General features: G+C 46.0%; 17 protein-coding genes, 1 tRNA gene and 1 riboswitch. Of the genes, 11 read left to right on the top strand and 7 right to left on the bottom strand.

Annotation, left to right across the window (positions count from 1 at the left end; translation table 11 throughout):
- Nucleotides 1–88: 88 nt before the first annotated feature.
- Nucleotides 89–2,077, top strand: coding sequence for an acetoacetate--CoA ligase (locus ACFODW_RS03805; RefSeq protein ID WP_390303217.1), 1,989 nt, complete (start codon nucleotides 89–91; stop codon nucleotides 2,075–2,077).
- Nucleotides 2,078–2,139: 62 nt separating this feature from the next.
- Here the strand turns inward: ACFODW_RS03805 and panF are convergent, their stop codons facing one another.
- The 3 genes from panF to ACFODW_RS03790 form a co-directional block, all read right to left on the bottom strand.
- Entirely contained in the window at nucleotides 2,140–3,582 is a 1,443-nt protein-coding gene (gene panF / locus ACFODW_RS03800; RefSeq protein WP_390303214.1) for a sodium/pantothenate symporter, read from the bottom strand.
- Complete coding sequence (locus tag ACFODW_RS03795) at nucleotides 3,579–3,860, bottom strand: YhdT family protein (RefSeq protein ID WP_390303211.1); 282 nt, start codon at nucleotides 3,858–3,860, stop codon at nucleotides 3,579–3,581. The genes panF and ACFODW_RS03795 overlap by 4 nt, the downstream gene beginning before the upstream one ends.
- Nucleotides 3,861–4,042: 182 nt before the next feature.
- Nucleotides 4,043–7,756: a 5'-nucleotidase C-terminal domain-containing protein gene (locus ACFODW_RS03790; RefSeq protein ID WP_390303208.1), complete on the bottom strand. Its 3,714-nt coding sequence runs from the start codon at nucleotides 7,754–7,756 to the stop codon at nucleotides 4,043–4,045.
- Nucleotides 7,757–7,987: 231 nt separating this feature from the next.
- Between ACFODW_RS03790 and ACFODW_RS03785 the strand changes: the two genes are divergently transcribed.
- From ACFODW_RS03785 to ACFODW_RS03755, 7 genes are all read left to right on the top strand, one after another.
- Nucleotides 7,988–8,060: transfer RNA gene (locus tag ACFODW_RS03785), tRNA-Ala, on the top strand.
- A gap of 126 nt (nucleotides 8,061–8,186) precedes the next feature.
- On the top strand, nucleotides 8,187–9,320 hold the full coding sequence (locus tag ACFODW_RS03780; protein ID WP_390303205.1) for a zinc-dependent alcohol dehydrogenase: 1,134 nt from the start codon (nucleotides 8,187–8,189) through the stop codon (nucleotides 9,318–9,320).
- A gap of 67 nt (nucleotides 9,321–9,387) precedes the next feature.
- Nucleotides 9,388–9,496, top strand: a riboswitch (TPP riboswitch).
- A 79-nt stretch (nucleotides 9,497–9,575) separates the two neighbouring features.
- Nucleotides 9,576–10,079, top strand: a complete 504-nt coding sequence (thiW, locus tag ACFODW_RS03775; protein WP_390303202.1) for an energy coupling factor transporter S component ThiW — start codon at nucleotides 9,576–9,578, stop codon at nucleotides 10,077–10,079.
- Nucleotides 10,076–10,882 (top strand): bifunctional hydroxymethylpyrimidine kinase/phosphomethylpyrimidine kinase, encoded by an 807-nt coding sequence (thiD, locus tag ACFODW_RS03770; protein WP_390303199.1) that lies wholly within the window; start codon nucleotides 10,076–10,078, stop codon nucleotides 10,880–10,882. Before thiW ends, thiD begins: the two co-directional genes overlap by 4 nt.
- On the top strand, nucleotides 10,879–11,661 hold the full coding sequence (thiM, locus tag ACFODW_RS03765; protein WP_390303196.1) for a hydroxyethylthiazole kinase: 783 nt from the start codon (nucleotides 10,879–10,881) through the stop codon (nucleotides 11,659–11,661). The genes thiD and thiM overlap by 4 nt, the downstream gene beginning before the upstream one ends.
- Entirely contained in the window at nucleotides 11,654–12,277 is a 624-nt protein-coding gene (gene thiE / locus ACFODW_RS03760; protein ID WP_390303193.1) for a thiamine phosphate synthase, read from the top strand. Before thiM ends, thiE begins: the two co-directional genes overlap by 8 nt.
- Nucleotides 12,278–12,385: 108 nt before the next feature.
- On the top strand, nucleotides 12,386–12,799 hold the full coding sequence (locus ACFODW_RS03755; RefSeq protein WP_390303190.1) for a hypothetical protein: 414 nt from the start codon (nucleotides 12,386–12,388) through the stop codon (nucleotides 12,797–12,799).
- A gap of 187 nt (nucleotides 12,800–12,986) precedes the next feature.
- On the opposite strand, the gene ACFODW_RS03750 is transcribed toward ACFODW_RS03755, so the two are convergent.
- From ACFODW_RS03750 to ACFODW_RS03740, 3 genes are all read right to left on the bottom strand, one after another.
- Entirely contained in the window at nucleotides 12,987–14,537 is a 1,551-nt protein-coding gene (locus tag ACFODW_RS03750) for a BCCT family transporter (protein ID WP_390303187.1), read from the bottom strand.
- Nucleotides 14,538–14,745: 208 nt separating this feature from the next.
- Entirely contained in the window at nucleotides 14,746–15,555 is an 810-nt protein-coding gene (locus tag ACFODW_RS03745; RefSeq protein ID WP_390303184.1) for an STAS domain-containing protein, read from the bottom strand.
- 115 nt (nucleotides 15,556–15,670) lie between these two features.
- Complete coding sequence (locus ACFODW_RS03740) at nucleotides 15,671–16,489, bottom strand: squalene/phytoene synthase family protein (protein WP_390303182.1); 819 nt, start codon at nucleotides 16,487–16,489, stop codon at nucleotides 15,671–15,673.
- A 493-nt stretch (nucleotides 16,490–16,982) separates the two neighbouring features.
- Between ACFODW_RS03740 and ACFODW_RS03735 the strand changes: the two genes are divergently transcribed.
- From ACFODW_RS03735 to thrB, 3 genes are read left to right on the top strand one after another with little or no spacing between them, the layout of a single operon-like run.
- Entirely contained in the window at nucleotides 16,983–18,311 is a 1,329-nt protein-coding gene (locus tag ACFODW_RS03735; RefSeq protein WP_390303179.1) for a homoserine dehydrogenase, read from the top strand.
- The gene (gene thrC / locus ACFODW_RS03730; RefSeq protein ID WP_390303324.1) at nucleotides 18,283–19,341 is read left to right on the top strand and encodes a threonine synthase; all 1,059 of its coding nucleotides are present in this window, start codon (nucleotides 18,283–18,285) and stop codon (nucleotides 19,339–19,341) included. The genes ACFODW_RS03735 and thrC overlap by 29 nt, the downstream gene beginning before the upstream one ends.
- Nucleotides 19,338–20,261: a homoserine kinase gene (thrB, locus tag ACFODW_RS03725; protein ID WP_390303176.1), complete on the top strand. Its 924-nt coding sequence runs from the start codon at nucleotides 19,338–19,340 to the stop codon at nucleotides 20,259–20,261. The genes thrC and thrB overlap by 4 nt, the downstream gene beginning before the upstream one ends.
- Before the next feature lie 65 nt (nucleotides 20,262–20,326).
- Here the strand turns inward: thrB and ACFODW_RS03720 are convergent, their stop codons facing one another.
- A complete protein-coding gene (locus tag ACFODW_RS03720; RefSeq protein ID WP_390303173.1) occupies nucleotides 20,327–21,598 on the bottom strand; it encodes a cytochrome P450 in 1,272 nt (423 codons plus the stop codon).
- Between the last annotated feature and the right edge of the window lie 226 nt (nucleotides 21,599–21,824).

The raw sequence follows: 21,824 nt of genomic DNA, 5'->3' as shown, positions 1-21,824 counted from the left end.
TTTTTCCGTTTCATACAAGGATGCTTTACATAGCGGGAACGAGTTCATATAATAGTGTTAATTATCATAAAATTCGGGAGGGGATAGGATGAGCAGGATGGAAGAAGGCACGCTGTTATGGGAACCAGGCGAGTCTCGCAAAGAGAAAGCCAACCTCAATAAGTATAAGGATTGGCTGAAGGAACATAAACATCTAAATTTTGAAGATTACGCTTCTCTATGGGCTTGGTCTGTCGATGAACTGGAGGAGTTTTGGGAGACACAGTGGGAGTACTTTGACATACAATCGAAGAAACCCTACCAGACCGTCTTATCCTCTCATCAAATGCCTGGAACCAAGTGGTTTCCAGGAGCAGAAATCAACTATGCGGAACATGTATTCAGAAACCATAAAGAGAATAAAACAGCTATTATTCACGCCTCCGAATTACGGGACAAAGCCGAAGTCTCCTGGGCGAAGCTGTACAATGATACAGTTGCGTTACAGAATTCATTGAAAGATTATGGCATTCAAAAAGGAGACCGGGTGGCAGCCTATCTGCCAAACATTTACGAGACCATCGTGGCATTTCTGGCCACAGCAAGCCTCGGTGCCATCTGGTCGAGCGCTTCTCCCGATTTCGGTACACAAAGTGTCATTGACCGTTTTAAGCAAATAGAACCAAAGCTCATGTTCACAGTAGACGGCTATCGATACGGAGGAAAAGATTTTGACCGGTTGCCTGTGGCGGAGGAGATTCAAAAGGAGCTTCCAACACTGGAAGCAACCATCGGGGTCCCCTACCTTAACGGCAAGGCTGATTTCAATAAGCTGAAAAACGCTGTGACATGGCAAGAAGCTGCCAAGACGAATCATAGCGGCGAGCTTCACTATGAATACGTACCGTTCAATGACCCGTTATGGATATTATATTCTTCGGGAACTACCGGTAAACCAAAACCCATTGTTCATAGTCAAGGCGGAATCCTTCTGGAACACCTGAAGGCGCTGACTTTCCACCAGGATCTCAGAGAAGAGGACCGCTTTTTCTGGTACACCACAACCGGCTGGATGATGTGGAATTTCCTTGTAGGAAGCCTTTTGACCGGCAGTACTGCTATCCTGTACGACGGCAGCCCAACATATCCGGATAAACATGTTCTGTGGAAATTTGCAGAGGATACAAAAATGACGGTGTTCGGCACAAGTGCCAGCTACATTACCAGCTGTATGAAAGGGGAACTCCATCCAGGCAAGAGCCACGATTTAACCTATTTAAGAAATATAAGCTCCACCGGATCGCCATTGCCGCCAGAAGGCTTCCAATGGTGCTATGACAAAGTAAAAGAAGATATTTGGATTGCTTCCATTAGCGGAGGAACCGATGTATGTACAGCTTTCATACTTGGAGCACCAACACTTCCCGTTTATGCCGGAGAACTGCAATGCCGAGGACTCGGTGCCAAGTTGGAAAGCTATGATGAGAAAGGAGAGCCCAAAATCGGAGAAGTCGGAGAATTGGTATTGACAGAACCCTTCCCATCCATGCCGATCTATTTTTGGAATGACCCCAATGGAAGCCGTTTGCACGACAGCTATTTTGACGTGTACCCCGGGATTTGGTGCCATGGCGACTACCTCAAGATCACGGAGCGGGGCACAGGTGTAATTTATGGCCGCTCAGATGCAACCATCAACCGGGGAGGAATACGCATCGGTTCCAGTGAGATATATAGGGCAGTGGATCAGGTAAATGAAGTGGAGGATAGCCTGATTGTTGATGTTCCTGATCAAGAGGGCAGCTCCTCCACCCCGCTGTTTGTCGTCATGAAGGAAGGAACAGAGCTTACGGAAGCAGTCAGGAACAAAATTAAACAGCATATCCGGGAACAATGCTCTCCCCGCCATACACCGACAGGAATCTATCAAATAAAAGATATCCCAAAAACTTTAAATGGCAAAAAGCTGGAGATACCAGTCAAGAAAATATTGATGGGGCAGCCTGCCGATCAAGTTGTCAATATGGGGTCATTAAGTAACAAGGAATCCCTTCAATACTTCATCAAATTTGCAGAAAAGTTCCAGCACACGCTATAAACAAACTTTCCCCTTACCTAAAAAGACAGCCGTCATAGGAGGCTGTCTTTTTAGGTGTGTTATTAAATTTCCGGCGCCGGACTCTGTTTATGCTGTGTTCCAAAGCTTACTAATATATAAGAAGCGAGGGAGAAGACAACCGGAAGGACAACCGAATGAAGCCCCAAAGGCTGTGGGAAGAAGCTGTCAGACAGGATATACAGCCCAACTCCGGTAACCATGGAAGCAAGTGCACCATATTTATTACCCTTCTTCCAATAGAGGCCGAGTATGATAGGCCAGATAAATGCCGCTTCCAAGCCTCCGAATGCAAATAGATTAAGCCAGATAATCAGATCTGGAGGATTTAATGACATGAGAAATACACCAATCCCCAAAACAGCAGTAACCCCCATGCTCAGCTTCATCACTTTTTGCTGAGATGCCTTCGTTTCTATGTAATTCAAATAGACATCCTTGACAATGGTCGAGCTTACTAATAGCAATAAAGAGTCCACAGTCGACATGATGGCAGCCATCGGAGCAGCTAGCACCAATCCCGCTACCCAGGCAGGAAGCACTTCCAAAGCGATCAGCGGCATTACTTGATCAGCAATTTCAATACCTGGAAGTATCGGACGGGCAAACACACCAATTAAATGCATGTTAAGCATAATGAATCCGACAACAATAGTACCGATAATTATCGCCCTATGCATGGAACGGGAATCTTTATAGGACATAGCCCTTACAGTTACCTGAGGAAGGGCAACCACCCCAACTCCCACGAGAATCCAGAAAGAGGATACATACGTCGGTGTCAATGTTCCTTCTGCCCCATAAGGAGTAATCAAATTGATGTTTTCACTGGCCAGGTCGTCCATGATAGCCGGGATTCCTCCCCCTGCAATAATGGTTGCTATCAGGAGGATCAGGGTACCGACGAACATCACACTTCCCTGGATAGCATCCGTCAAAGCCACTGCACGAAAACCGCCGATAATTACATAGACCAAGACAGATAAAGCAAATATGAACAGGGCCGTCGTATATTGGAGGCCTGTCAATGATTCTATCAGCCGTGCCCCACCGATCCATTGTGCAGCCATTGCGGAGAAAAGAAAAATGATGATGCTTAAAGCGGAGAAAAGCACCACCCATTTGGATTGATACCGTTCTTTCAGGAAATCAACCATTGTTACCGCTTTATACTTCCTGGTGACGATAGCAAATTTCTTTCCAAGTACTGTAAGCACAAAATAACCGGTAACCACCTGTGTCATCGCCAGCAATACCCAGCCGAGCCCCTGTGTATACGCGGTGCCGGGACCCCCAATAAAACTGCTTGCACTTCCATATGTAGCCGTCATGGTCATTGCCAGGATGAAACCTCCCATTCCCCGGTCGCCCAAAAAATAGGACTCAAGGAATGTCTCGGATGACCTAACATTTCTGCTGGACCAAATCCCTACCGCGAACATCAACACTAAAAGTATAATTAAAGGTATTAACGCCTGCCAATTCATTTCTCTTCTCCCTCATCTTCCAAAGATACTTCCACAAAAAACTTCTTGACGATCACTGTCACCAATACAGCCATTACAATAAACCCCAGTACACAACTATAAAAGAACCATGCGGGAAGCCCTAGGACATAGGAGTAGTCTTCCGGATCTTTGCTGCCGAGCCCATAGGCGAACCCGTACCACCAGATAAAATTGAAAATAACCAATGCCACTCCAATCAACGCTTCCCTGTTGGCGATTTTATACCGGTCATCCTTTCTTTCCGACTTGCCAGCCACCTTTCATCCCCCATTTCTAAAAAATTTTACTATTCTATCAATATAACCTATCAATTTTAATATGTAAATATCATGTGGCATTCCCCCAGTATATCTGACATCCCTCTATCTTTGCACGTTTCATTTCTTCATAGATAAAGGGACCCTGCCTGGTAGCAGGATCCCTTAAAATCTACAGCCGATTACTTCTTCCATTCAACCTTCAATACATTGCCTTCGTAATCCGCCATATTCACCGTTTTCGAATATTTGCCATTCATGACAGTTAATACAACTTCCTTATCCCTTAAGATATCCACTTGTTTTTTATTCACTATTAGCTTTCTTGATCTGCTTTCTTGCGATATCGGGACGACTATCTTGTCCCCTTGGCCAAGGACAGCTAGTTCGCTCGTCCGTAAATGGGCCGTTCCCCTATCGTTCCGCGGAGCCACTTCTACAGCGGGTTCATGGTTTTCGTCCGATTCATTCGGTACTTTGTCCGTTTCCGTAATCCTTCCCTCCGGACCGTAAACGATCGGGTTTTCCTCCGAACTGTTCAAGCTGTCTACATAATCCACCGTTGCATCAATATCCTCCGGCCCCATGATCGGATTCTTCCCAAGTTCTTTTATCGGACCATCTGAAGTACCCATATAATTATTCACCGTTAAAGTATAGACTTTCTCCTCATCTATCGGTGTACCGTCCGGCAAGGTGATCTCCACCACCTCGTTCAACTCGGGGTTCCAAGTATAATGTAAACCGGAAATACTGTAGTCAGGGCCATACTTAGGTGAAATTTGCTCATTGAGAATCGGATAGAGATCCTCTCCCTTTACTTCCACCTGCATAAGAACATTACCGAATGGCTGAATGTTATAGAGGTCTCCCCAGGTTACTTCCCCAGCAAGCAGATCGTCCCTGATCCCGCCGCCATTCATCATAGCAAAGTCACTATCCATCTTCCATTTCATTCCATCGGCAATCAAGTTGCCTAGCCCATGGTCACCATCATTGGTGTAATCCCCTGTTAGATCTTCGGCATTATAACCGATGACCTCATTGATGATTGGACTGATCTCCTCCGCGTACTTTTCCAGGATTTCTGTAACAGCAGGGTCTCTCTCATATTCACTTTGACTGACAAAGACAACCTCTGCTTCTTTACTTACAACATCCCCGGTTTCCCGGTCGATTTCCAAATCCACATCCGAAAAAGCTTTTCCATACTCTGAGGCTTGGACAATCAATTTATTATCAACTATTGCATTATTGACCTGGTGATTATGGGCCGCAAATATCACGTCAACCCCATCATCTACGGTGTTTGCCAATTCAGCCGCCTCACCTGTTGCACTTTCTCCTGATTGATATGCCGGCATATGGGCAAGGACAACAATTGCTTCCACACCCTGGGCAGTCAATTGATCTACAGCAGTATTTACTGCTTCTGCTTCATCGGTAAACTCCACACCTTCCAGGGAAGAGGGCATGACCATATTAACTGTTTCTTGTGTGTTCACGCCGATGAAACCTAGTTTCTCCCCATCGACTTCTTCAATATGATAGGCATCCAGTAAGGCATCCCCTGACTCCTCATCCACACAGTTGGCACAAAGGACAGGGAAGTCCATTCCATCATACCCCGCTGTACCAGATCCTTCTGGATGCTCACCTCCATTCACCATACGGAGCAGCTCATCCACCCCTTCATCAAATTCGTGGTTCCCGACGGTACCTACGTCAAACCCTATTTCTTCCATGATTTCTACCGTTGGTTCATCTTGCAACAGCCCTGACACCGGTGAGCTGCCGCCGATCATATCCCCGGCATGAACCATTAATGTATGCTCATTCTCCTCTTCCCGAGCCTTCATGGCCGCCGAGGTATAATCGATTCGGCCGTACAATTCCCTGTTTCCGTCACCATCCACGTCCAACATGTATTCCTGATCAATTTTCCCATGCAGGTCGTTGACACCGAGCAGCTGCACCTCCAGATTGTCGGTTTCCGTTCCATCCTGTACAGGCGCAAAACCGAATGATTCAGCTTCTTCGGGACTTGCAAAGAAAATTCTGTTTCCTACTGGAACTTCTTCCCAATCTTCCGGCTGAACGTACATCTTGGTTTCAGAATTTCCGACATACCGCTGGAATCCCTTTTGGTCATCATTGGCACGGAAGACAAACGGAAGCTCCATCAATGGTTCTTCAGGATCCCAAATCCCCTGTCCGGCCTCTTTCGCTTCTTTTACCGCTTGTTGGTATGCAGGATATGCCTCTTCATCAACCGGTGCGATGAAATAAGTCGATGCATAACCCTGTTTCACCATTTCCAGATTGATATTGAGGTCATCATCTTTCCTAATCACTTCCGCTAAGATCCGGCCATAATCATCGGTCGGTTGATCCCCGACTTTGAGGAATATCTCATCACCAGGCTGGATTAGTTCATTGAGATAGCCGGTGGCCAAATCTCCAAAATGCTTCTGGTTCTCATTGATTTCCTCCCTGTCCGGGTCACCATTTTTTGAAGGGTAGGTTTCCGGCGTATCCATATTCACAAACCGTACACTCGTCTCTCCAAAAACTGGCTCTTCCACCCGGATGGTGTCCCCGTCCGTCACACTTGCTACTGTTGCTTCATAATATCCGGCTGCTGTCGGAGCTTCAGGCTGATCCTGCGCTGTCTGAATATCCTCCTGACCTGTCGGTATTAGCTGATAACTGTCATATTGACTGACAATACCTGTTACGTTATACCATTTATCAGCTTCTATGGCTGTTATATCCATGGAATTTTCCATAATCCGAAGTGTCGTCCCATGGAAATCCGCATCTACCATGGACACATTGTAGCCGCCACCCGCAGGAGAATCGGGAATATTGCTGATAAACCCGTTCACCTCGACCAATTCACCCTCATAATTCTCTGCTATGGCCGGGTCCTGCAGGTCTTTTAAGGTAATCTGCTGTACCTCCGGCAAATCATATCCTTCTTCCAGCACTTCAAGTTCAGAAGGGATGATTTCCTTCAAACCCTTATAAGAATCAAGTTTACCCGTCACCTTGACCAGGTCCCCTTTAGTTACGTCAGGAATTTCCCCTTGTTCAAAGGAAAACAGGTTGATCCCCGCTGTCTCATCCTGTATGTAGGTCGTAAACTGTTCTCCATTACTGATGGCGGAGCTGTCGGCCGTGACAACACCCTGCACGATAACGGAAGTTCCATCCACCAGCTCCCGTGTTTCTTCAATACTATATTCTTCCGCATCCTGCTCAGGGTTGTCGCCTGAATCTACCGGTGGACTCACCGGATCCATGCCATCCATCGTATGGCTGCCGAGATAATCGAAGGTGTCCTCATCATGAACAGCCCATTCGTTTGGATTATAAGTGGAAGTTGGAGAAATTACAGAAGGTTCCCTGGTCATTGTTACCTCCTGGCCGTATGTCTCCCCGACCCCAACTTGCCCTAGTACATCTAAAGCCTCTCCATTCTTACTGAGTACCACTGCATCATCGCCGTTAAAATTGATGACAGAGGACACTATTTCATCGGCTTTGTCAAGGATGGCTGTATCTGCATCCGAATGGGCCAACACAAGGACATCCCCATTTGCCAGGCTGCCCTTCAATGTAATACTGTGGTTGGGAGATTGCGCCGCATTACTGTACAGTTCAAGCTGATAATCGGAAAGTTCCACCTCACTTCCCGTCCCATTATAAATTTCAATTGCTTTGTTATGAGAACTTCCCTCCACATATTCCGAAATGAACAACTCATCGGCTGCTGTGCCGGCCTCTTGCTCCGTTCCGGCTGCACTGACAGTGGCTGCCGGAGACAGGTTGGATAACACCACCAAACAGACTAGCACTAAGTACATCATCTTTTTCCGGGAAAAATAGTCCATAATCAACCTCTCTTTCCTATTAATAGTATTTTTCCCTTCTAATATTACATATCCATTGATAAAATACTATTAATTATTTGTAAAATTTTGTCAAATTTAGTGCTATATAACTACAAATAGAAAAAACCGTTATTGGTACCTATCGATTTATAAAATAACGTAAATTTTTTGCGAAAACCCTTGAAAAATTGTTCAATCCCATATATAATTTATTCTTGTGATGGCCGATATGGGGCATTAGCTCAGCTGGGAGAGCGCTTCGCTGGCAGCGAAGAGGTCAGCGGTTCGAGCCCGCTATGCTCCATCACCAAAGAGAAGCTTCCTTACTATAAGGAAGCTTCTCTTTTTTATTTCCCTCTGCAATTCCTTTGTTTACCTTTCCTTCCATGCGGATATATCCATTGTAAACTATTGAAAAGGAAGTGTACTTATGCTAGCAGTTACTTTCCAAGGAAAAGAGTCTATGAAGGCAAAGAAAGTGGACACTCCGGATATAGAAGAAAACACGGATGTTATCATCAAAATTACGGCAAGTGGCATTTGTGGGTCTGATTTACATTTGTATAAAGGGGGAATCACCCCTGAACAAGATTACGTGGTCGGACATGAGCCCATGGGAATTGTAGAGGAAACAGGTTCTGAAGTAACCAAACTCAAAAAAGGGGATCGTGTAGTCATTCCATTCAATATTGGCTGCGGAGAATGCTTTTTCTGCAAAAACCAAATGGAAAGCCAATGTGACAATTCCAACCCGCACGGGGAAGTCGGTGGATTATTTGGTTTCGGAGAGCAGAACGGCAACCATCCGGGTGGCCAGGCTGAATATTTGCGTGTTCCTTATGCAGATTTCACCGCTTTTAAAGTTCCTGAATCAAGTGAACTGGAAGACGAGCAGGTACTGCTGCTCTCCGACGTCATCCCAACCTCCTGGTGGAGCGTAGAAAACAGTGGTGTAAAAGAGGGAGATACTGTTGTGGTACTTGGGTCTGGACCTGTCGGCCTTATGACGCAGAAACTTGCCCGGTTGAAAGGCGCTCAGCGGGTGATCGCAGTTGACCAAATGGATTATCGACTAGAACATGCCAGGAAAACCAACCAGGCTGAGACTTATAACTTTAAAGAAGAGGAAAAAATCGGGGAGTTGCTCAAGGAAGAGACCAAAGGTGGAGCCGACGTAGTCATCGACTGTGTTGGTATGGACGGGACTGTTCCGCCTAACACAGAGTTCGGCTCTGAAAAAGATAACCAGTTCGGCACCATCAGCCCAATTGTAACTGCTTCCCAGGCTGTACGTAAATTCGGTACTGTTCAACTTACAGGTGTATATGCTACAGAAGCAAATAATTTCCCTATTGGAGACTTCTTTACCCATAATGTTTCTTTAAAGATGGGGCAGGCTCCCGTCATTCATATGATGCCTGAGTTATATAAAAGGATTGAAAATAAGGAATTTGACCCGACAGATATTATTACGCATAAAATGAAGATAGAAGACGCTGCTGATGCTTATGATATGTTCGATAAAAAAGAGGATAACAGCATCAAAGTAATCTTCAAACCTTAGAACTGAACAAGTATGCTGACAAATAGCTACACTTTTGTTATGCTAATATAGAAAATTCTATAAAAGCAAGAACTACTAGGGGTGCCGAAATACAGGCTGAGAGGAAAGATGGACTTTCCGACCCTTACGGACCTGATCTGGATCATACCAGCGGAGGGAAGTAGTCGACAATTTGTCAATCTATTTTCAGCTTATTCAAGCCAGGTCCTGCATGGGATCTGGCTTTTTTGGTTTCCGAAAGAAGGGAGAATACAGATGAATCGTACACATTTACTGACATTAATGGCTGTATTCATTGCAATTGGCACTATCACCTCCCAATTGCTCTGGTTTCCAGCCGGCATAGCCAAAGCCTATCCGGTACAACATGCTATCAATGTCATGGCTGCCGTCATCCTGGGCCCTGGCCCGGCGGTAATTATTGCCTTCATGATCAGCCTATTAAGGAATATGCTGGGACTCGGCACCTTATTGGCCTTTCCTGGGGCAATGGTGGGAGCCCTGTTCGCCGGCCTGCTTTTCCGCTGGTTCGGCAAGAGAATCTGGGCTGCAGCCGGAGAAGCTTTGGGAAGCGGGGTTATCGGGGCTTTGTTTGCCGTCCCTTTTGCCAACATTTTGATGGGCAGTTCTGCGGGTGCCCTTGCATTTATCCCGCCATTTATCATTAGCAGCACTACAGGAGCCATTATCGGCTGGTTTATCGTGACAAAGCTATCAACCAATAATGCATTGGAGATTACAGGGAGGAATACACAATGAAACAAATACCATGCGCTTTGACAATTGCCGGTACCGATCCCAGCGGCGGAGCGGGAATTCAAGCTGATTTGAAAACATTCCAGGAATTGAAAAGCTATGGAATGTCAGTGATCACTTCGGTGGTCGCCCAAAACACAACAGGTGTTCAGGATGTCCTGCATATGACACCGGAAATGATATCCCGGCAACTTGATTCTGTCCTTACTGACATGCCGGTCCACGCATTCAAAACCGGCATGATCGCCAACATTCCTATGATGGAAGCCATCTCAGAGAAAATCATAGACATCAAGGGACCGTATGTGATGGACCCAGTAATGGTGGCTACCAGCGGGGATGCCCTCATTGAAAAAGAAGCCCGTGCTTTCCTCCGCGAAAACCTGCTGCCACATGCAGACTTGGTAACACCAAATATACCAGAGACAGAATTTCTGCTGGATAAAAAAGTTGAAACTGTTACGGATATGAAACTGGCAGCTAAAGAGCTAGTACACACATATGGAGTCGGAGCTGCATTAATTAAAGGCGGCCATATCAAAGGCGAGGCAATAGATTTCCTGTATGACGGCCAAGATATCCATTCCTTTTCCGCTCATCGAATTCACACTACCAGTACCCATGGGACAGGCTGTACTTACTCAGCAGCCATAACGGCTTACCTCAGCCAGGGAAAACCATTGATAGAGTCGGTGGAGTATGCAAAGAGGTTTATTACAGCATCTCTTCAGCATGCTTTTGATCTTGGTACTGGCAACGGACCGACAAACCATTGGGCTATCAGGGAGGAAGGTTTTAGACAATGAAGGTAGAGATCATTAAAGAAGTAAGAGAACATCAGCCATTAATACATCATATAACCAATCAGGTAGTCATGAATTTCTCGGCAAATGGACTTCTCTCCTTCGGGGCCTCTCCAGTAATGGCCAAGGCCCAAGAGGAAGCAGCAGAAATGGCTTCCCATGCGGATGGACTGCTCCTAAATATCGGAACACTGACATCCGGTGACCTGGAAGCCATGATTGCTGCCGGTAAAGCTGCCAACCAAATAGGCATACCGGTAGTATTAGACCCTGTAGGAGCAGCGGCCACCACTTGGCGCAGCCAAGCTGTTAAAAAAATTTTGGCTGAGGTGCATCCTTCCGCCATCAAAGGAAATGCCGGAGAAATGGCCCACCTTGTAAACATCCCCTGGGAAACTAAAGGGGTAGATTCGACTGGTGAGGGAAACACCGAAAACATTGCTGCTCAAGTTGCAGACACCTATGACACCACCGCTATAGTTACAGGGAAAAAAGATATTATTTGCCAAGGCAACAGAATTATTGAAAATAATACAGGAGACCCCTATCTATCAAAACTGACAGGCGCAGGATGTTTATTGGGCTCCATACTGGCTGCCTGCCTGACAACTGGCCATTCTGCCGATCAACAAGCACTTGCTGCCGTCAATTTCTATGGTTTGGCAGCCGAATATGCTGCAGATTCTCCGGATGTTAAAGGGCCCGGCACATTTATGTCCCGGTTCATTGATGCTCTTTCCAAGGACCCCGCCAAGTTGAACAGGAGGGATATAGATGAATGATAAAGTCCATCAGCTGCTCAGAAAGTATTTCATCATGGGGAGCCAGGACTGCCCCCGTGATCCGCGGGTCATCCTTGCAGAAGCCGCTGAGGCTGGGATAACCGCCTTCCAATTCCGGGAAAAAGGGAAGGGCTCGCTTGAAGGAGACGAAAAAAGAGCATTGGGAAAAGAACTGCAGCACATATGCCGTTCCCATCATATTCCATTCATTGTGAATGACGACCTCCATTTGGCCAATGAGCTGGATGCTGACGGCATCCATATAGGTCAGAACGACAAGCCTGCAGAAGAAGTCAGGAGGCTCTTCCCGGATAAACTCATCGGACTTTCCCTATCCAATGAAGAAGAACTGTCCACGAGCCCGCTTTCCTTTGTTGATTATATCGGTGCAGGTCCGGTTTTTTCTACAAGTACTAAATCCGATGCCAAAAGGCCAGTAGGTACTGAGTGGATCAGTACTTTGAGGGAAAAGCATCCTGCCATGCCCATTGTCGGAATAGGCGGCATTTCCCCGGCCAACGCCTCTTCAGTCATAAAGGCTGGAGCAGACGGGGTTTCGGTGATTTCTGCTATTACCCGGGCAGATAACATCGCTTCCGTGGTGGACTGTTTGTAAATAATTCCAGTCAACGATCTCCGCTCCTGCCTATTATGTTAATTTTACTCCCATAGTAGGTCGTTCTCCCATATAGTATATGGAAAACATTTTTTGGGAGGGCATTCTATGAACCATCGTCCATGGCCGCCTTCGGATGAAGAGAGGCAATTTAATTTACCACAGTTCGTTTGGAACCAATTGTTCGGCCAAGGAGGACCAGGCCTCGGTCCTCCGGGTGGATTCCCTGGAGGGCCAGGAGGTTTCCCGGGTGGACCGGGAGGACAGCCTGCAGGTGCTCCAAGCACCCCGCCACCACCTTTTACTCCAGATCAGAATCAATTTCAGTTGTATGCGGTGGATCCTGGAGGAATCCGTGGATGCCTTTACAGGTTCACCTACATTTGGTTAAGAAGAGATTCTTTTTGGTTTTATCCTACCTTTGTCGGCCGGAACTCCATTGCTGGATACCGCTGGCAAGGACGCAGATGGGTCTACTTTGGTATTGATCTGGACCGTATTGAATCTTTCCAATGTTATTAACTGATGAGGCAAAGCCCTAAGGCTGCCGGTATCTCCGGCAGCCTTTTATTTTTCCCAGAACTGGACGGCTGGTCGAAGGATGTGGCTATATTTTTAGATCAATCATCCCAACATTTTTTGCCCGACCTGTTTCCAGAACCATTAAAAATGCCCTGACTGCTTAACAGTCAGAGCAAACTATAGATGCTTATTTATCCATTTTCTTTTTCATTTCCCTTTGCCAGACCAATCCTTGCTCCAATGCCATCTGGCGGGCAATACGAGGAGCAGTCCATAACGGCGGGAGTAATAGTAGTGAAACTGGCACAGCCGTTATAACAATGGAGTTCTGAATGGAGGCGATGCTGTTCTCTCCTATAGTTAATATCACCATGGTAGTTGCACCAAAAATCAGCGCCCAGAATACCCGAAGCCAGCGTTTTGGATGGTCATTCCCCGTCAAGGTAGCTGCTACGGTATAGGACATCGTGTCAGTAGTAGTAGCTACGAAAATGATGGAAACGAGCAAAAACCCAATACCCATCAGCGTGCCCATTGGGAGCTGGTCAGTGATCGCCATAACTGCTGCGGGCATTCCCCCTTCATTTAGGGCATTGGATATAGATCCAGGATTCTCCATCTCAAAATGCACCCCAGTTCCCCCAACCACAGAGAACCAAAAGTTATTTACAATAGGTGCAACAATGGAAACCGCAATGATCAGTTCCCTGATGGTTCTGCCCCGGGAAATTCTGCTGATGAAAACGATCAACATTGGAGCATATCCGATAAACCAGCCCCAGAAAAAGATCGTCCAAAAGGACAGCCATCCTTCATCGCCCCTGTACATACTCATCGTAAAGAAATTCTGAATATGAAAACCGGTTCCCCCGACAAATGCATCAATAATAAACATGGTAGGACCGATTACCAATATGACAGCAGCTAAAAAGATGGTGAATCCGACATTATAGCGGCTTAATGTAAGAATCCCTCTATCTACCCCGGTCGCAGCCGAAACAGCTGCTATAATCACAAGGGAGAAAACAACCAAAATACTTACGGTCAAAGTGTTCGGTACACCGAACATATGGTTAAGGCCATAGGATATCTGCAAACCAAGAAAACCGAGCGGGCCTAGTGTACCTGCTACAGTAGCAATAATAGAAAAGATATCTGCCGCAGACCCCAAGGCATTTTTGTGATAAATCTTCTCACCGAAAAGGGGAAATAAGAGCCCGCGAGGCTTTAAAGGGTAACCCTTGGTGTAATGCACATACATCATGACGATAACTGCAAGGGTGCCAAGGATAGCCCATGCGGTGAATCCCCAGTGCAGGAAGGCTTGCGCAAAGGCTGCTTCCGGATTATTGAATTGTCCTCCGCCAAACAATGGCGGGGTGTCCATATAATGATACATCGGTTCAGAAGCAGCCCAGAAGACTCCTCCACTTGCCAAGAGGGTTACAAGAATCATTGCAACCCAACGGAAGTAATTATATTTGGGCTCCGATTGGTTCCCAAGGCGGACCTTTCCATATTTAGAGATTGCCAGCCCCAATCCGACTAAGAAATTACCAAGCAGTAAGAGCTGCCAATATGCTCCAAATAGGTCTGATGAATAGGCAAATAATGTATTGACCGCATCTGAGACCATCTCATTGTTAATTAGGGATAAAATAATAAACGCAATTAAAAAACCCCCGCTTACTATGAAAACAGGCCAGTCCAGTCGATTCTTCTTCTTGTTTGATTCCACGCTTTTCCTCCTAAAGTGTTTCGAGAAGCAAGTGTCTAAAAGATGATATTGCCTCGTCATTAAAGACCGTTGGATGGGGATGATGCCAACTGTAAAAAATACTGGCATGATGCCATTGCCAGCCCCCACCAACTCGCCCAGATTCTCTATTGTAGTTTTCTATTATAGGCAGATTTTATGTAAACGTCAATTTATGAAGGAAAAGCTGCTATTTTTGTACAGAAATATGCATATGTCTGTCAAGTGCCTGTTTCAAGGAGCTATAAGTCCTTATCGTTGAAAAGTCCACCCCAAGGCTTACCATTGTCTGGGATACTTCGGGCCGTATTCCGGCAATAACCGTTTCAACTCCGACCAGCTCCAAAGATTGAATAATTTTATATATATTATAAGCCACCATCGTGTCTACCAGCTTCACACCGGAAAGGTCAATGAATAAATGGCTCAGATTCTTTTTCCCCGCTTCATCCAGCGCAGTTTTCATCAACAGCTCCGCTCGTTTTTCATTAATGCCTCCAATAATCGGCAGCACAGCCACTTCATCAAAAATAGTGATTACCGGTGCCGACAAGCGGAGAAATTCATCTTCAGCATGTTTGATGCTTTCATCATATGATTTGATATATGCCCTTGTAAAAGAAGAAATGACTTGGTCAAATATAGGATCGAAAATATCTGCTATCTGCAAAGCAGTCTCAACAGAAACCCCTAAGTCCAACATTATTTCCTTCAGCTGCTGCCAAGTCTCTCTTTTGGCCGCTGCCAGCTGTGTAATGGAATCATCAAGGTGCTTCCCATGACGCAACGCCATTTCCCCAGTTTTTTTCCCATATTCTAAAGTACGATCATCGAAAAGCCTTTCCCTTTCCTGCAACGCCTCGGCAAAAAGATTCAAGCATTCCAACACATTCTCCTTGATTTCTTGCGGTTCAAAGAAACTGCCTGGATATCTATCCAACAGGTCGCTTAGAACAGCTTCGAACCTTTCCCCTACTCGCTTCACCTCTTGGTCTATCATTTCATTCCCTCCGCCCCTCAAATTATCACTCCGTGTCCTGTTAAGGCTACCTTATTTTTTAAACGCAGTTTGGTTTAATTTTTTCGGCTTTCTGATAGGAGGTCGGTCCTGCCCCTTAATCATTCAGTATATCATCCACCGTTTCCTCCACTTCATCCCTGGATATTTTTTCTCTTCCTTTCTCCATAGCCCGGAGTGTTTTCTTTGCCAGCTCCAATGGGATTCTACAGAATAAAAGAATGTTCCGGGTATGTATATCCTTCATATACAAATCAGCCTGTCTGAGATTTTCGTTAGCATATTCAAAGAGGTCGTCTCTGGTCCACCCGGCCGGCACGAACCTGACCCCTCTCTCAGCATCTTCTTCTTGGTTTCTAAGGATATTCACAGCCTGGAGACCTCTACCATAGCCTATAGCCAATCCCCTGTCAGTTTGGGTGCCATCATGCCATTCCCATATATCGGATAGCATGACACCGACAAGGCCAGCAACATAGTACGTATACTCATCCAGGTCTTCCTTCGTATCGACCCGCCAATCTCTTTCCACCCAGTCTGCCATCCCACGTGCCATAATACTGAGAGATTCCTTCACTTTATGTATAATACCGTCAGGACAGAAAGCAATCCAATCATTTAGTCTTTGGGTGACCTCCGGCAGGATTTCCTTGTAAGGTTTGATGAGTTCCTGATAAGCCATATCATCAAATGGCTCATTTTCCACTAAATCGCTAATCGTGCGCAGTAGATGCTGCTTCGCCTCGGAACCCAGTTCTTCATGATCTTCTATTTCATCAATTGCCCGCATACATAAATAGGCAGACCCTACTGTTCGTTTCAAGGTCGGCTGTAACAGTTTAATCGGAATATAAAATGTTCTGCTGGTCTCTTTCAGGACCCGCATCGCTTCTTTTTGTAATTGAGCGTCCTTCATTTGCTGTTTGCTCCTCCTGTCACTTCTGCTATTTATAAGTATAGCAAATTTGCTCGACGATATCTTCTTATTCGTCCCCTTTACTGCCTAAGGCCTGCTTTAATGAGAGAAATGCCGTTAGCTGCATAACCTATCGCTTATCCTTCCGACGAAAATCTTGGCATAGGTCCAAGCCCAAGCCCCACTTTTCCGTGCTATGCCCCGCTAACATCTCATACCATGTTTACCCTTTATCCTCTAATCTATTAGTTTATCAGCCTCCTTCAGCCTATCATTTATTTGTACCATATCGCACCCACTTTTTTTGATTTGCCCAGTAATTAGACCGCTTCTCGGTCGATGCCAACCATATTGTACCAACTTTTTCGCAATGTAAGCGCTTGATGTAAATAGTTTAAAAATTCACTATTGCTATACTCCCCCATTCGTGTTTAAATGTATTAAATATACTAATAATTACTCTGTTAATTAAAAGGAAATATGAGGTGATAATGTGGGAGATAGTGTATCAATCGGACTTCTCGGCCTGGGAGTTGTCGGCTCAGGCGTAATCAAACTGGTTGAAGACCATCAAGAAAAGCTCGTACACCAGCTGGGAGTCAAAGTTAAAGTGAAAAGCGCCCTGGTGCGAAATCCCGATAAAGCACGCAATATCGATAGAGAACGTACACACCTTACGACCAATCCCGATGATGTGTTGAACGACCCGGAAATCGACGTGGTTGTGGAGGTAATGGGAGGCATCGATAAGGCAAGAGAGTATATTCTACAAGCCTTCTCCGCCAAAAAGCATGTCATTACAGCCAATAAGGACCTGGTCGCATTACATGGGAAGGAGCTGCAAGAGGCGGCTGCCCGGAACAAATGTGATTTTTTCTATGAAGCAAGTGTTGCTGGCGGAATCCCCATTTTAAGAGGGATTACTGAAGGGCTTTCTTCCGACCGCATCCAGCAAGTGATGGGCATTGTCAATGGCACCACCAATTACATATTGACGAAGATGAATTCAGATGGGATGAGCTATGAAGATGCACTACAGGAGGCGCAGGAACTCGGCTTCGCGGAAGCAGATCCTACCGCTGATGTCGAAGGACTGGATGCAGCCAGAAAAATGGCGATTCTGGGACGCCTCGCGTTTTCCACAGATGTTGAACTAGACGATGTTGAAGTAACCGGAATCAAAGGCATCGAGCTTGAGGACTTGCAGAACGGTGATAGACTGGGCTATACCATGAAACTCATTGGTTTTGCCAATTTTGATAACCAAAAGTTGGAAGTGAACGTCCAGCCTACATTGCTTTCCAAAGAACACCCTCTGGCAGATGTCAAAAATGAATATAATGCAGTCTATGTTTACGGAAAAGCTGTCGGAGAAACCATGTTTTACGGGCCTGGGGCTGGAAGCCTTCCAACAGCAACCGCAGTAATGGCTGACGTCGTAGCAGCCATCAAGAATATGCGTCTCGGTGTGACAGGAAGCCAAGTAGCTGAGCCTCATTTCAAGAAGGAATTGAAACCTGCCGATCAGCGTTTTGGCCAATTCTACGGACGTCTGTATGTAAAAGATGAAGCTGGTGTGTTTTCTTCTATTTCCTCGCTGTTCCATGAGCTTGGCATAAGTTTCCAGCGAATTTTGCAGACACCTGTCGAACACAATGAATTAGCTGAAATAGTGTTCATTACTTACGAAACAACTTTGGAGAATTTCAATAAAGCGTTGAATGAATTGAAGAATTTGGAAAATGTCATCGAAATCAAAAGCTATTACAAAGTGGAAGGAGATGGGGATAATGATATGGCAAGGACTACTGAAACACTATAAATCATATCTGCCCGTTACAGAAAATACACCAGAGCTAACACTACATGAGGGCAATACGCCATTGATTCATTTCCCTGCCCTCTCGGAAGAATTAGGAATAGAATTATATGGGAAAGTAGAAGGAATAAACCCTACCGGTTCCTTCAAAGATAGAGGGATGGTTATGGCCGTTGCCAAGGCAGCGGAGGAGGGAAGTAAATCCGTTATCTGCGCATCTACCGGCAATACCTCTGCATCAGCTGCTGCTTATGCGGCAAAGGCCGGCTTGAAAGCGATCATTGTCATCCCTAAAGGGAAAATTGCCTTGGGGAAATTGGCCCAGGCTATGATGTATGGGGCGGAGATTGTTGAAATTGACGGAAACTTTGATGAAGCTTTAAAAATCGTTCGCAAATTAAGTGAAACCTCCCCAATCACCTTAGTGAACTCTGTAAATCCTTACCGTCTAGAAGGCCAGAAAACGGCTGCCTTCGAAGTCTGTGAGCAGCTTGGACAGGCACCTGATGTACTGGCAATTCCGGTAGGGAATGCAGGAAATATCAGCGCATATTGGAAAGGCTTCAAAGAATACCACGAGCAGAAGCAGACAGGGCTTCCTAAGATGTTTGGATTTGAAGCAGAAGGCGCAGCTGCCATTGTAGAAAACCGGATATTTACTGAACCGGAAACAGTGGCCACGGCCATCCGAATCGGAAACCCTGCAAGCTGGGAGCTTGCTGTAAAAGCAAGGGATGAATCTGGAGGGCAAATCCACTCTGTATCCGATGAAGAAATCCTCCATGCCCAGCAGCTGCTGGCAAGAAAAGAAGGAATCTTTGCTGAGCCTGGTTCCTGTGCTTCGATCGCCGGACTTATCCAACAATGTAAGAACGGAACCATCAAAAAAGGAAGCAAAGTAGCAGCCGTTCTTACTGGGAACGGATTAAAGGACCCTCAGACTGCCATTGAACAGGTAGAGGTCAATCCGGTATCCTTGCCGAACGATGAGCAAGCAGTGAGAGATTATGTAGAAAACCGGGTGAAAGCATGAAGAACTTCAGGGTTTCCATTCCGGCAAGCTCCGCTAATTTAGGACCTGCCTTTGATTCGGCAGGTATTGCCTTGGATTTCTACCTGACACTTGATGTGAGAGAAGCTGAATCATGGAACATAGAAAACCGCTCCGCTTTTTTACCTGATGATATCCCGTACAGAGAAAACATCATTTATCAGGTGGCAGAGAATACCGCCAAAAAATATGGCAGGGCACTTCCTCCATGCAATATAACGGTATTTAGCGACATTCCCCTTGCACGGGGGTTTGGGAGCAGTGCGTCCGCTGTCCTCGCGGGGATTGAAGTGGCAAACCAAATGTGCAACCTCTCTCTGTCCGAAGAGCAAAAGCTGCTTCTCGGCACCGCAGAAGAGGGCCATCCGGATAATATTGCCCCAGCCCTTCTAGGCGGTTTCACCGTAACAGCCCAGACTGGAACGGATCAGGTCAAATGGGCAAAACTTCCGGTTCCCATGTTAGATGTGGTTGGCTATATACCGAATTTTGAATTGAAGACGGAAGATGCGCGTAACGTACTGCCCGATGGATTTTCCAGGCAAGAAGCGATTGCGGCAAGCAGTATTAGCAACATGATGATTTCTTTCTTATTGACTGGGGATCTCAAACAGGCAGGAGAAATGATGGAACAAGACCTCCTCCACGAGCCATTCCGGGCCAAACTCCTTCCCCTGTACCACACAATCAGGGAAAAGGCCAGGCAGGCAGGAGCATATGGCACGGCCATAAGCGGAGCTGGGCCCTCTATGGTCTCCCTTGCCCCAAAAGGCTCCGGACAGAAGATAGCGGTTAAAATGGCGAAAGAACTGCCGGATTACCGAGTTGTCCAATTAAAAATCGATCCAGATGGATTAAAAGTCAGCAAAATTGAAGAGGTTAAAGAAACAGCTGCAGAGTAATTCTGCAGCTTTTTCTTATTTTCGAGTGAGTTTGAAATGCCACGCGTTCTTCCGTGTATTGACCGTTATACTACCTTCCGGCCGATCTTATTGATGATGAATTTGCTGTTGGATACGGTCGGGAATCTTACCATACTGTAACTCAAATCCTGTAAAGGAACATGGTAAGCCATCTTATTTACCAGGTATTCCAACGAAATTTGCATTACCTGGACAGTCACCCATTCACCTGCACAGCGATGACCCATGTTATAGTCTCCCCCGCCCTGTGGAACGAAGTCGAAGGGGTTCTCCTCCCAATCAGCAAATCTTTCAGGGTTGAAAACCTGGGGATTATCCCATTGTTTCGGATCGTGGTTTGTCCCATAAAAGTCCATGAGTACGAGATCATTCTTGCGGAACGTAAACCCTTTCCATGTGAAATCCTGTTTAACTTTCGCTGCTTGGAATGGAAAGAAAGGATAGTATCTGCGTACTTCCTGTACAAACATCAAATTCTGCTTTTCATCTCCACTTTCCAGTTTTTTCGTCTCCTCGGGGTATTGATGAACAGCAAGTGCTGTAAAGTTGATATAAATGGCGATGGCGACCATGGGCCTGATTATATTCAATACTTCCTCTGCTGCTGTATGAGTATCCAGCAATTCCCCATTGACATCTCTGTATAACGAAATAGTATGAAGAGCTGTTTGTTCAGGAGGATCCAATTCGCCGCTGCGCACTTTCTCCACTAAGCTGCCGATCCACTTTTCCGAACGAGCACGCCCTTTCCGCGCCTTCCAGTGCCTTGGCCCGAGTGATCCCGCCCCTTCAAACATGGAAGCCACATCATCTCTGCGTAAAGAGACTTCATGGGACCATAAGGGCACACCTGCCCATTTACAGGCAATCCTAAGCATGAGTTCCTTTGCTTCTTCGTACAAGACGACCTCTTTTTTCTCTAGCCAGCGATCCAGTGCAGCTTCCCACTGTTCTGTGGTGATTTGATCCATTACTGCCAGCCGGTCGGTAGTCATTAGGGACATGAACATTTTCTTGCGGTTGTAATGCATATCACCGTCAAGATTCTGTACACTCTTATCTCCAAGCAGCGTCTTCCTTACCATTCCAGGAGCCGCACCTGACCTTTTGAATTTATCATTATCGTAGAACAATTCCGCTGCTTCCTTTCCGCCCATACATATAGCCCGCCGACCAAGAAGGCGGGTTTCAAAGATATCCGACTGGAAGCTGCGTCTTCTGTCAGGAATAAAATTATAGCCTTCCCTCATAAGAGCAAAACTATGGTCAATTCCCTTCTCCCGGGAAAGTGAATCAGTCTTTACCAACAGCCTCATCCTTTCTGAAATGTCATTCCTTTATAAATTCTTCCCTGAAAGGATGGGTTTAAACACCAGAACGACCTCGCTTGCCAGGGTCATAAGAGCAAGGTGCCCGGGTTAACATTTATGATAAGAAATACTTGCCGGGCGCTGGTCTTGGCAGGAGCCATTAGCCTTAGAATCGATAAGTCTTATACCTTTATACGTTCTTTTGCAAAATAAGCAGCCGCTCCCTGCGACT

Origin of the sequence: Virgibacillus sediminis (assembly GCF_042643265.1) — a bacterium.
Lineage (GTDB): Bacteria > Bacillota > Bacilli > Bacillales > Amphibacillaceae > Virgibacillus_O > Virgibacillus_O sediminis.
Note: the sequence above shows the minus strand (reverse complement) of the source record. Positions and strands in the feature narration are given on the sequence as shown.

Coding starts and splice junctions, on each gene's coding strand:
- ACFODW_RS03805 (WP_390303217.1), top strand. CDS start 89: ATGAGCAGGATGGAAGAAGGCACGCTGTTATGGGAACCAGGCGAGTCT.
- panF (WP_390303214.1), bottom strand. CDS start 3,582: ATGAATTGGCAGGCGTTAATACCTTTAATTATACTTTTAGTGTTGATG.
- ACFODW_RS03790 (WP_390303208.1), bottom strand. CDS start 7,756: ATGGACTATTTTTCCCGGAAAAAGATGATGTACTTAGTGCTAGTCTGT.
- ACFODW_RS03780 (WP_390303205.1), top strand. CDS start 8,187: ATGCTAGCAGTTACTTTCCAAGGAAAAGAGTCTATGAAGGCAAAGAAA.
- thiW (WP_390303202.1), top strand. CDS start 9,576: ATGAATCGTACACATTTACTGACATTAATGGCTGTATTCATTGCAATT.
- thiD (WP_390303199.1), top strand. CDS start 10,076: ATGAAACAAATACCATGCGCTTTGACAATTGCCGGTACCGATCCCAGC.
- thiM (WP_390303196.1), top strand. CDS start 10,879: ATGAAGGTAGAGATCATTAAAGAAGTAAGAGAACATCAGCCATTAATA.
- thiE (WP_390303193.1), top strand. CDS start 11,654: ATGAATGATAAAGTCCATCAGCTGCTCAGAAAGTATTTCATCATGGGG.
- ACFODW_RS03755 (WP_390303190.1), top strand. CDS start 12,386: ATGAACCATCGTCCATGGCCGCCTTCGGATGAAGAGAGGCAATTTAAT.
- ACFODW_RS03745 (WP_390303184.1), bottom strand. CDS start 15,555: ATGATAGACCAAGAGGTGAAGCGAGTAGGGGAAAGGTTCGAAGCTGTT.
- ACFODW_RS03740 (WP_390303182.1), bottom strand. CDS start 16,489: ATGAAGGACGCTCAATTACAAAAAGAAGCGATGCGGGTCCTGAAAGAG.
- thrB (WP_390303176.1), top strand. CDS start 19,338: ATGAAGAACTTCAGGGTTTCCATTCCGGCAAGCTCCGCTAATTTAGGA.
- ACFODW_RS03720 (WP_390303173.1), bottom strand. CDS start 21,598: ATGAGGCTGTTGGTAAAGACTGATTCACTTTCCCGGGAGAAGGGAATT.